This is a genomic window from Burkholderia sp. Ac-20345 (assembly GCF_017104825.1).
Taxonomy (GTDB): Bacteria; Pseudomonadota; Gammaproteobacteria; order Burkholderiales; family Burkholderiaceae; genus Burkholderia; species Burkholderia lata_B.
Genome location: NZ_JAAGPO010000011.1, coordinates 100,125 through 109,680 on the forward strand (window position 1 = coordinate 100,125; position 9,556 = coordinate 109,680).

General features: G+C 66.7%; 13 protein-coding genes. 8 read left to right on the top strand and 5 right to left on the bottom strand.

What is annotated here, in order from left to right:
* The first annotated feature begins 66 nt into the window (after positions 1 to 66).
* From G3O06_RS07920 to G3O06_RS07940, 5 genes are all read left to right on the top strand, one after another.
* A complete protein-coding gene (locus tag G3O06_RS07920) occupies positions 67 to 450 on the top strand; it encodes a VOC family protein (RefSeq protein ID WP_205815661.1) in 384 nt (127 codons plus the stop codon).
* A 45-nt stretch (positions 451 to 495) separates the two neighbouring features.
* Positions 496 to 804 (top strand): phosphatidylserine/phosphatidylglycerophosphate/cardiolipin synthase, encoded by a 309-nt coding sequence (locus G3O06_RS07925; RefSeq protein WP_174912433.1) that lies wholly within the window; start codon positions 496 to 498, stop codon positions 802 to 804.
* Between the two features lie 206 nt (positions 805 to 1,010).
* Entirely contained in the window at positions 1,011 to 1,253 is a 243-nt protein-coding gene (locus G3O06_RS07930) for a hypothetical protein (RefSeq protein ID WP_174912429.1), read from the top strand.
* Between the two features lie 178 nt (positions 1,254 to 1,431).
* Positions 1,432 to 1,974, top strand: a complete 543-nt coding sequence (locus G3O06_RS07935; RefSeq protein ID WP_205815669.1) for an aspartyl-tRNA synthetase — start codon at positions 1,432 to 1,434, stop codon at positions 1,972 to 1,974.
* 156 nt (positions 1,975 to 2,130) lie between these two features.
* Positions 2,131 to 2,604, top strand: coding sequence for a VOC family protein (locus tag G3O06_RS07940; RefSeq protein ID WP_046545626.1), 474 nt, complete (start codon positions 2,131 to 2,133; stop codon positions 2,602 to 2,604).
* Between the two features lie 50 nt (positions 2,605 to 2,654).
* Here G3O06_RS07940 and G3O06_RS07945 read toward each other — a convergent pair whose 3' ends face one another.
* A complete protein-coding gene (locus G3O06_RS07945) occupies positions 2,655 to 3,626 on the bottom strand; it encodes a sensor domain-containing diguanylate cyclase (protein WP_174912423.1) in 972 nt (323 codons plus the stop codon).
* Between the two features lie 264 nt (positions 3,627 to 3,890).
* Here G3O06_RS07945 and G3O06_RS07950 point away from each other — a divergent pair, with 264 nt between their 5' ends.
* Positions 3,891 to 4,118 carry a hypothetical protein gene (locus G3O06_RS07950; protein ID WP_205815670.1) on the top strand — a complete coding sequence of 76 codons (228 nt, stop codon included), beginning with the start codon at positions 3,891 to 3,893 and terminating at the stop codon, positions 4,116 to 4,118.
* A gap of 115 nt (positions 4,119 to 4,233) precedes the next feature.
* Here G3O06_RS07950 and G3O06_RS07955 read toward each other — a convergent pair whose 3' ends face one another.
* Both G3O06_RS07955 and G3O06_RS07960 read right to left on the bottom strand, forming a co-directional pair.
* Positions 4,234 to 4,857, bottom strand: coding sequence for a phospholipase D family protein (locus tag G3O06_RS07955; protein ID WP_174997060.1), 624 nt, complete (start codon positions 4,855 to 4,857; stop codon positions 4,234 to 4,236).
* Between the two features lie 334 nt (positions 4,858 to 5,191).
* On the bottom strand, positions 5,192 to 5,680 hold the full coding sequence (locus G3O06_RS07960) for a helix-turn-helix domain-containing protein (RefSeq protein ID WP_205815662.1): 489 nt from the start codon (positions 5,678 to 5,680) through the stop codon (positions 5,192 to 5,194).
* A gap of 169 nt (positions 5,681 to 5,849) precedes the next feature.
* Between G3O06_RS07960 and G3O06_RS07965 the strand changes: the two genes are divergently transcribed.
* Both G3O06_RS07965 and G3O06_RS07970 read left to right on the top strand, forming a co-directional pair.
* Complete coding sequence (locus tag G3O06_RS07965) at positions 5,850 to 6,287, top strand: PaaI family thioesterase (RefSeq protein WP_039358790.1); 438 nt, start codon at positions 5,850 to 5,852, stop codon at positions 6,285 to 6,287.
* Between the two features lie 147 nt (positions 6,288 to 6,434).
* Complete coding sequence (locus tag G3O06_RS07970) at positions 6,435 to 7,487, top strand: NADP(H)-dependent aldo-keto reductase (RefSeq protein WP_205815663.1); 1,053 nt, start codon at positions 6,435 to 6,437, stop codon at positions 7,485 to 7,487.
* An 87-nt stretch (positions 7,488 to 7,574) separates the two neighbouring features.
* On the opposite strand, the gene G3O06_RS07975 is transcribed toward G3O06_RS07970, so the two are convergent.
* A complete protein-coding gene (locus G3O06_RS07975) occupies positions 7,575 to 8,861 on the bottom strand; it encodes an MFS transporter (protein WP_174969170.1) in 1,287 nt (428 codons plus the stop codon).
* Positions 8,862 to 8,896: 35 nt separating this feature from the next.
* Positions 8,897 to 9,556: peptidase dimerization domain-containing protein (locus G3O06_RS07980; protein WP_205815664.1), on the bottom strand; the 660-nt coding region annotated here is incomplete at its 5' end.

The following is a 9,556-nucleotide window of genomic DNA, read 5'->3' on the forward strand; positions in this document are numbered from 1 at the left end:
TGTCTGTTGACGGTTGTAAAGCGTCCCAATGTATCATCGAAAATCGCGTTGGCCGGAGAAGTGCGCATGGTCGCGAGCCCGGGCATCCTGGTGCCGGTCGAAGACGATCGCTTTCGGGCGGTGGTGGATTTCTACGGTTCGGCGCTCGCGATGCCCGTGCATTCCGAAGGCGTGTCGTCTGCGGGGAATCCGTGGCATCGCTTTGTCGTGGACGGGGTGACGCTGACCGTTCATATGGGCAGCGGTGGCAAGTTTCCGTATCCGGAGTTTCGTCAGGCCGGCCATGGCGTCGCGCTGGCCGTCGAAGTGGCGCATGTCTCGGAGGCCGTCGCGCGACTTGAATCGTGCCGTGTCAGCATCCTGAACGAGTGGGACTACGGCGACGGCACGATCGCGATTTCCGTGGCGGATCCGGCGGGAAACGTCTGCGAGATCTGGGACCGTCCGTAACCGCGCATCGGTACGGCGGGCCAAAAAAATTCGAAGGAGATGCCGATGTCGATGTTTGCGGTGAATGGTGTGCGAATCGATCCGCTCAGCGCGCGTGTGACGCACGTGCGCTGGGCGGCCGTGAATCCGGCCGATCGGTCGTGGGCTGCGACGCCGAGCGAGGCGCCGGTGGCGGACGTGGCGCGCGCGCTCGCGTCCGGTAACGATGTCCGTGCAATCTTCTCGGCATCGGACGACACAGCGATCGGGCCCAGGCTGAAACGTGTGCTGTATCGCGATGCATCGGAAGGCATCGAGCTCGACATCGATGCAACGAACGAGTCGCGCACGTTGCGCGATCTGCCGCAAATCTGACCGGCGCGGCAGGCGCCGGCGATAGCGTGTGCGGCCGCGCGGATGGCGGCGTCCGGCCAAATGGTCGCTCGCACGACGTCGATCGCGAGGAGTAGTATTGGACGACCATCACGCTGCGTTGACGGTTGCGCCGAACGGTTTGACGGGTCACGTGATCTTCAGCGCGCCCGTTACCGGAAGCGAATACCGCAAACGCGTACGAGATCATGTCCAGACCGCTCATCGCCCCGTTGGCATCCGCTCTTTGTCTGGCGCTGTCGGCTTGCCAGACCTCGTCCGAGCCGCCGCTGCTGCCGTCGCCCGACACCGCGTCGACAGCCGCGGCCGTTCCGGCATCGTCGCCGGCCGCGCCGATCAACGGTATTGGCCTAGCGCCTCATCTGGCCGGGCAGAGTCACTGGGCCACCGGTCAATGCACGACCAACGGTACCGTCAAGGTGTGCAACTGAACATGACCGATGGCGACGGAGCGCTGCCCGTTCCGCGCGGACGAAAGCGTGTCGCCGCGCGTCGATGCGTCCCTTCCTCGATTACGACCCATTCCCGTCGGCAAGCCGCTCGTTTCGGCGCGCCGATATGGTGTCCGATCTCGATGACCCGGTTGCTGTCGATGTGAACGATCGGGCGATGGACGAAGAACGCGAATCCACCGAATCCGGCGGGTACGTCGATCCCGTCGCGGGAACGATCGCCGGCCGGTTGCCGGTGACGCTGGCGGTCGACAGCCGGAGCCTGAAAGGAAGGGCGATCGTGTGTGCGGTGCTGGCTGCGGCGAGCCTGTGCGGTTACGTGGCCGTTCCGGCGCTCTGGCCGGTGGCGGCGCTGGCCGTATTGCTGGCGCTGGCGGGTGCCGCCTTCTTCGTCTCGTCGCGGCGCAGGATGGCGCTGCAGGTCGACGAGACAGGCTTCAGGTTGATCGGGGCCGTGCGCGAGCAACCCGTCACGCCATGGCGTGACGTCACCGAATTCCGGGTCATCAGCGTCGCCGGAAATCGTTACATCGGCTACCGGTTCTCGGCGCATTCGTCGCGCACCAGGGTGCCGGGTGGCGTGATGCTGCCGATCGCCCGGTTTACCGATCTTCCGCTCGAAGAGGTGGCCGGATTGCTGGAGGCATGCCGCCGGCAGTTCGGTGTGCCGGACAACGCGGCAGGCCGAACGGGCGAATGACGCACGATGCGGGGAACCCGCGCGCCCCGATACGCGAGAAAAAATGTCGGGTGCCGTGTCGATTTCCGCCGGGGTCGTCCGTCGTAGCATCGGAGGCGTGCGCATCGCGCGTCCGTCCCGATTCCGATACGACTACCGACCGAAGGAGCGACACCCATGTCCACGTCCGTCAAACCGATCCCGGAAGGGATGCGCACGCTGACGCCGCACCTGATCTGCGCCGGCGCAACCGCAGCCATCGACTTCTACAAGCGCGCATTCAATGCGAGCGAGCAGTTTCGCCTGGCGATGCCCGACGGCCGGCTCGCGCACGCGTGCCTCGTAATTGGCGATTCGACACTGATGCTGGTGGATGAAATGCCCGAGCACGGCGCGCTCGGGCCGAAGGCGCTGAAAGGCACGCCGGTCTGCCTGCACCTGTACGTGCCGGACACCGACGCGGCGATCGCGAAGGCGGTCGCGGCCGGCGCAACGGTCACGATTCCGGCGGCCGACATGTTCTGGGGCGATCGCTACGGACAGGTCGAGGATCCGTTCGGGCATCGCTGGTCGCTTGCGACGCACCAGCGCGACCTGACGCCCGAGCAGATCGCGGAGGCCATGGCCAGCGCGCCGCCGTGCGGAAGCTGACGCAGCCACTCGATCACCGCAGTTGAACGGCAGGGCGGCGGCCCGCGCGCTCACGCGCCGGCCGTCTTGCCGCGTTGCTTGTCCTCGTACATCCGTTGATCGGCCGATGCGAGCAGGTCGGCTACGTCGCGATGGTGCGCGGGATCGTAGTCGACGTACCCGACGCTGAACCGGATGTCGTAGCCGCGCGCGTCGGCCGCGTTGCGCTGCGCGAGCGCCTGCGTCACGCGCTCGACCGGCTCGGCGACGTCGGCCGGATCGGTGGCGCTCAGCAGCACGACGAACTCGTCGCCGCCAAGCCGTGCGATCACGTCGCTGTCGCGCAGCGCGCCCGTCAGCGTATCGGCGAATGCCTTGAGCGCGTGGTCGCCTTCGGCATGGCCGAAGCGGTCGTTGATCGACTTGAATTCGTTCAGGTCGAAGAACAGCAGCACCGCGTGACGTTCGAGGCGATCGCACAGGCTCAGCACGTGGCGGGCCAGGATCTCGAAGCCGCGCCGGTTCGTCAGCTGGGTGAGCTCGTCGGTGGTCGCGAAATGCAGCGCGGCGATCTCGCGCTCGGTCATGTGGGCGAGATCGCCGAGCAGCGCGAGTTCGTCGGGTTCGAGCGAGCGCGGCCGCGTGTCGATCAGGCACAGCGTGCCGATGGGCGCGCCGTTCGGCGCGGCGAGCGGCCGGCCGGCGTAGAAGCGGATGCCGGGCGCGCCGGTGACGAGCGGGTTGTCGTGGAAGCGATTGTCGTTCAGCGCATCCTGGATCACCATCGTATTGCCCTCGAGCAATGCATGTGAGCAGAACGACACGTCGCGCGACGTTTGCGTGACGTCGAGCCCGGCATGGCTCTTGAACCACTGGCGATCGTCGTCGACGAGGCTGACGAGTGCGATCGGTACGTCGAACAGCCTGCGTGCAAGACGCGTCAGGCGATCGAAGCGCTCTTCGGGCGGCGTATCGAGGATCGAGAGCGAATGAAGCGTATCGAGCCGGGCCGCCTCGTCGGCAGGTTTCGGTGCGATTTGCATGGGCCTTGTCTTTTGTCCCGGCTGCGAGGCCGGTCATGGGATCGTATGTCGGACAGTATCGCGCATTGTTCGCCGCATCGCCACGTTGCAAATCTGGCGACGGGCAGTTTACGCTCGGCACGAATCGATGCAGATGCAGTGAGAAGCGGGTGTCATGGGCTCGCGTTTCGCCCTGATGCGCAATCGGACGCGCGATGCCTCAAGGTGCCCGGCGCGGTGCCGTAAACAGGGCGAGTCCAATTGTTCATCGCTTCCCATCGCATCATGGTTCGAATTCTGTACGCGGGCTATCTCGCGTTTGCGCTGTATCTTCTTTATCCGATGGTTCAGAACACGCTGGTATTCGGCATGGGGTGTGTGAGCAGCGCACTGCCGGGCAGCGCCGGTGGCTTGTCGACATCTTCGGCAAGCAGCGTGGGTGGACAGGCGAATCGTTGTGCGCCGACGACGCAGACCGGCGCCTCGACCGGGCGGACGCCCGAAATCCATTGAGCGCGGCGGCGCGTCGTACTGGCCATTCGGCTGAATTGAGCTTCGCGCCACGCTCGACGATCATCTGCAACACGACGGATCGAACACCGGGGCGAGCGCCGCCCCGCGGCGTGCGTCAGTAGCTGGAGCGGTACGGCGTGCCCTGGTCGAAGCGGCTTTGCCAGTGCGTGAGATAGCGCGACGCGAGTTGCGGGTTGTTCCACACCACGACGACGTTCTCGGAATTGCGGCTGGCCGCCGACGCGCTGTAGTTGAACGAGCCCGTTTCGACGTGCTCGGCGTCGATCACGAGGTACTTGTCGTGATGGATCGCATAGGCATCGATCGTGCGCGTCGGGATACCTGCGTTGACGAGCAGGTTCAACGCCTGCTTGCTGCTCTTTGCGCGATTGCCCTTGTCGTCGACGACCACCGCGACATTCACACCGCGTTGCTTGGCGGCGAGCAGTGCGCGCGTGACGGGCGGCGACGTGAACGAGTAGGCGGCGACGCGGATCGAGCTGCGTGCGGCGCCGATCGCTTTCAGCACGAGCGCTTCAGCCCCGCCGTCCGGCGAAAACGCCGATTCGACGACCTGCGTCGCGGGTGCTTCGTGGGTGGGAGCCGGCAGCCATCGTGACACGAGGTCAATCGCCTGCTGGAGCAGCGATTCACTTTGCGTCTTGCCGAAGGCGGCGAACGGTGTGGCGAGCAGGGAAGCGGCGAGGCAGGCAGCGGCGAGGCGATTGCGCGACAACATCTTGGACAGCGAACAATTTCGAGACAGCGGGCCGTGAGTGTAACGCAGACGTGGCGGCCCGGTCACGTGCATGTGAGATGGGACGGGTCGTCGCGATGACCGGCGGCGGCATCGGTGGTGACGCAAAGTTGCGTAGTGTGGGATCCGTGTGCGCGATCGGGTTGATCAGCGGATGCGGGCGTTGGCAGCGCGCGAATGCTTGTGCGGTGGTGGCGGGATAGTGGCGTGCAAGCCATGCGCGCGTACAGCCGGGCGGGTACGATGCGGCCCGCAACTGCAGCGCAAGCGCGACTAACGATCCGTGTGCGTCACGCGTTCAGGTACGCGCGATGCTTCAATCCTCGGCCGCGGGCGCTCCGGCTGCCTCGGCTGCGATCCAGCCGGGGCCACGTTCCGGCTGCACGTCGCGAGCGTCGAGCGGCTCGCCGCAGGCCGAGCATACCGTGACCGCATGCATCAGATGGCCGCAGGTACGGTGGCGCAACTGCACCGGCGGCCCCTGGCCGTCGTTTTTCCAGCGGTCTCCCCACGCCGTCAGCGCGAGCAGGGTCGGGTAGAGGTCGAGGCCCTTGTCCGTCAGCCGGTATTCGAAACGCGGCGGTCGCTCCTGATACGCGTGCTTGACCAGCACGCCTTCGTCGACGAGCCGCGCGAGCCGCTCGGCCAGCACATGGCGCGTGAGGCCAAGCTGGGTCTGGAACGCGTCGAAGCGGCGGCAGCCGAGGAACGCGTTGCGAAGGATCAGCATGGTCCAGCGGTCGCCGAGCACGGCGAGCGTACGCGCGACCGAACAGTTCAGCGTGCCGATGTCATCCCATTTCATCGTCGAGTCTCTTGCGGCGGTTCAGCGAAATAGCGGGCTCGATTATAGAACCCGTCTTCGGTTGTAACGGGCCCGGCCACGTTGACAACGGCCGCCATCGTTGTCAATAATGAGTTCCAATTTAGAACTTACTCGCGCGGCGACGCGCTTTCAACCCGGAGACAACCCGATGAACCCGCTTTCCCTGTCTGGTCTCGATCTGCTGCGCGCAGCGGTATCGGGCGATGCGCCGCTCGCGTCGATTTCCGAGACGATCCCGATGCGTCCGCTCGACGTCGAGCTCGGTTATGTGAAGTTTTCGGCGCGGGCGGACGGCCGGCACCTGAATCCGCTCGGCGGCGTGCACGGCGGGTTCGCCGCGACGGTGCTCGATTCGGTCACGGGATGCGCGGTGCATTCGATGCTTGATGCAGGCGTGGGCTACGGCACGGTCGATCTGCATGTGAAGATGCTGCGGCCCGTGCCGCGCGACGTCGACCTGGTTGCGGAAGGGCGCGTGATCCACCTGTCGCGTTCGCTGGGCGTTGCCGAGGGCACGCTGAAGACGGCGGACGACAAGATCGTCGCGCATGCGTCGGCGACCTGCTTCATCCAGCGGCCGCAGTAAAGGCGGGCGGCATCGCCATCGTCCAGGCCGGCGCGTGAACTTCCTTGCCGGTGCCGAAGGCCGCCTGTAAGCGTAGACGGCGCCCGTCTGAAGCGGACGCTTCAATGTGATAGCGTTCCTGCTTTCCACCGACGCGACGGGAACAGCATGGAATACCGCACACTTGGCGATTCGGGCATCGAGGTCAGCCTGATCGGCCTCGGCACGATGACGTGGGGCGAGCAGAATTCGGAGCGCGATGCGCACGATCAGATCGACTACGCGATCGGGCAGGGCGTGACGCTGATCGATGCCGCTGAGATGTATCCGGTGCCGCCGAAGCCTGACACGCAAGGGCGCACCGAGCAGTACATCGGTACCTGGCTCGCGCAGCATCGCGCGCAGCGCGAGCGCATCGTGCTCGCGACGAAAATCGCGGGGCCGGCGCGGCAGCCGCACAATCCGCGCCATATTCGCGGCGAAGGCAACCAGTTCGACCGCAAGAACCTGACCGAAGCGCTCGACGGCAGCCTCAAGCGCCTGCAGACCGACTACGTCGATCTCTATCAGCTGCACTGGCCCGATCGCAGCACGACGACGTTCGGCCGTCCGGCCTATCCGTGGGTCGACGACACCTATACGGTGCCGATCGAGGAAACCCTCGGCGTGCTCGCGGAATTCGTGAAGGCCGGCAAGGTGCGCGCGATCGGCGTGTCGAATGAAACGCCGTGGGGCGTCGCGCAGTTCCTGCGCGCGGCCGAGAAGCTCGGGCTGCCGCGCATCGCGAGCATCCAGAATCCGTACAGCCTGCTGAACCGTACGTTCGAAAACGGGCTGTCGGAATTCACGCACCGCGACGGCGTCGGCCTGCTCGCCTATTCGCCGCTCGCGTTCGGCTGGCTGTCCGGCAAGTACGAGAACGGCGCGCGTCCGGCCGGTGCGCGCATCACGCTGTTCGAGCGCTTCCAGCGTTACAGCAAGCCGCAGGCCGTCGAGGCGACGTCGCGCTATGTCGCGCTCGCGCGACGTCACGGGCTGTCGCCCGTACAGCTCGCGCTGGCGTTCGTCAACAGCCGGCCGTTCACGCGCAGCAACCTGGTGGGTGCGACGTCGCTCGAGCAGTTGAAGGAGAACATCGGCAGCATCGACGTGAAGCTGTCCGACGAGATCCTTGCCGAGATCGACGCGCTCCACGAACTGCAGCCGAACCCGGCGCCTTGACCTGACCCAGGCGGCGCGCGGCCCGCGCGGCAGCGATGCCGCGACGGGCCGCACCGGCGGCGCATCGCTGCGCCGTCGTTTCCTCCGTTATCGCATCTTGAGCCGCGTGCGCGCGACGAACAGCGCGGCGAGGCTCAGCAGCGCGCAGCCCATCAGATAGAGCGCCGGCGACAGCCGGTTGCCGGTCGCGCTGATCAGCCAGGTGATGACGAACGGCGCGAAGCCGCCGAACAGCGTGACACCCGTGTTGTAGCTGACCGCGAGCCCCGTTGCGCGGGTCTGCGACGGGAACAGCTCGGCCATCAGCGCTGGCAGCGCGCCGCAGTACATCGCCTTCAGCGCACCGATCCAGACCAGTGCCGCGAGCATCGTCGCGAACGACGCGTGACGCGTGAGCCACGCGAACGTCGGGTACACGGTGACGAGCATCAGGACCGCCGCGACCGCCATCATGCGGATCCGACCGGTGCGATCGGACAGGTGGCCGACGACCGGCGTGACGAGCGTGAGCACGAAACCGGTCGCGAGCGTCGCCGCGAAGCCCGTCGACGCAGGCAGCCCGAGCTGCTTGATCGCGTAAGTCGGCATGTACAGGATCATGTAGTTGATCGCGGTCGAGATCACGAGCGCGCCGATCGACAGCAGCACCCGCACCTTTTGTTCCGCGAACAGCTCGCGCACCGGCGCTTCCGAGCGTGCCTGCGTCTTGAACTCGACGCCTTCGTCGACGTAACGGCGGATGTACAGCCCGACGGGGCCGATCGCGAGCCCGAACAGGAACGGCACGCGCCAGCCCCAGCTTTCGAGTTGCGCGGTCGTCAGCGTGGATGTCAGCAGCGCGCCGAAGCCCGATGCGAGCAGCGTCGCGAGGCCCTGGCTCGCGAACTGCCAGCTCGACATGAAACCGCGCCGCTGCGGTGCGTGCTCGACGAGGAACGCGGTCGAGCTCGCGAATTCGCCGCCCGCGGAAAAGCCCTGCATCAGCCGCGACAGCATGATCCCGAGCGGCGCGAGTATGCCGATCGACGCGTAGGTCGGCATCAGCGCGATCAGCAGCGTGCCGGCCATCATCATCGCGATCGACAGCAGCAGCGACGCCTTGCGGCCCGCACGATCCGCGTATGCGCCGAGCACGAAGCCGCCGATCGGCCGGATCAGGTAGGACAGCCCGAACGTGCCGAGCGTGAGCATCAGCGACGTCGCTTCGCTCGTGGCGGGGAAGAACAGCTTGGCGATCGTCACCGCGAAGAAGCCGTAGACGATCAGGTCGAACCATTCGAGTGCGTTGCCGATCGACGCCGCGAAGATGATGCGCCGGATCTTCGCGGCGCTGGGGCGGACGGCTTCCTGCGAGGTCAGGGTGGTCGTATTCATCGTGTATGCAGGTCCCGTGAAAGGGGCGAAGCGCGTTACAGGGCGGCGCCGGCCGCGGCGGGCGCCGCGCGGCGAACGGTCGGCGCGTCGTCGCCGAGATCCCAGAAGAGGCCGGCCATCATCTGCAGCCCCTCGCTGACGACGCTCGCAAGCAGGTGCTCGTCGGGCGCGTGCTGCGAGCACGCCGGGTACGAGTGCGGCACCCACAGCGTCGGCAGCCCGAGCGTGTCGGCGAACACTTCGTTCGGCAGCGTGCCGCCGAGATTCGGCAGGATCGCGGGCTTCTTGCCGGTGGTGCGCGCGAGCGACGCGACGGCCCAGCGCACCCACGGATCGTCCGGCGGCACGCGCGTCGCCGGTGCGCCGCGTTCGACGTCGATCTCGATGTCGGCGAAGCCGTGCGCATCGAGGTGCGTGCGCAGATGCGCATGCAGCGCTTCCCAGTCGGTGCCGACGACGAAGCGCAACTGGCAGTGCGCATACGCGGCGGGCGGGATCGCATTGACGGGGTGCTCGGGGTTGCCGGCTTTGAACGCAAGGATCTCGAACGTGTTCCAGCCGAACACGCGCTCGGGCGCGGTGAGGCCGGGCTCGCCCCAGTCGGCGTCGAGCACCGGGTCGCCGGGGCCGCCGCCGACGGTGAGATCGGCGAGCGCATCGCGCACGGCGGCCGGGATCGGCGGCGGACGCAGCCC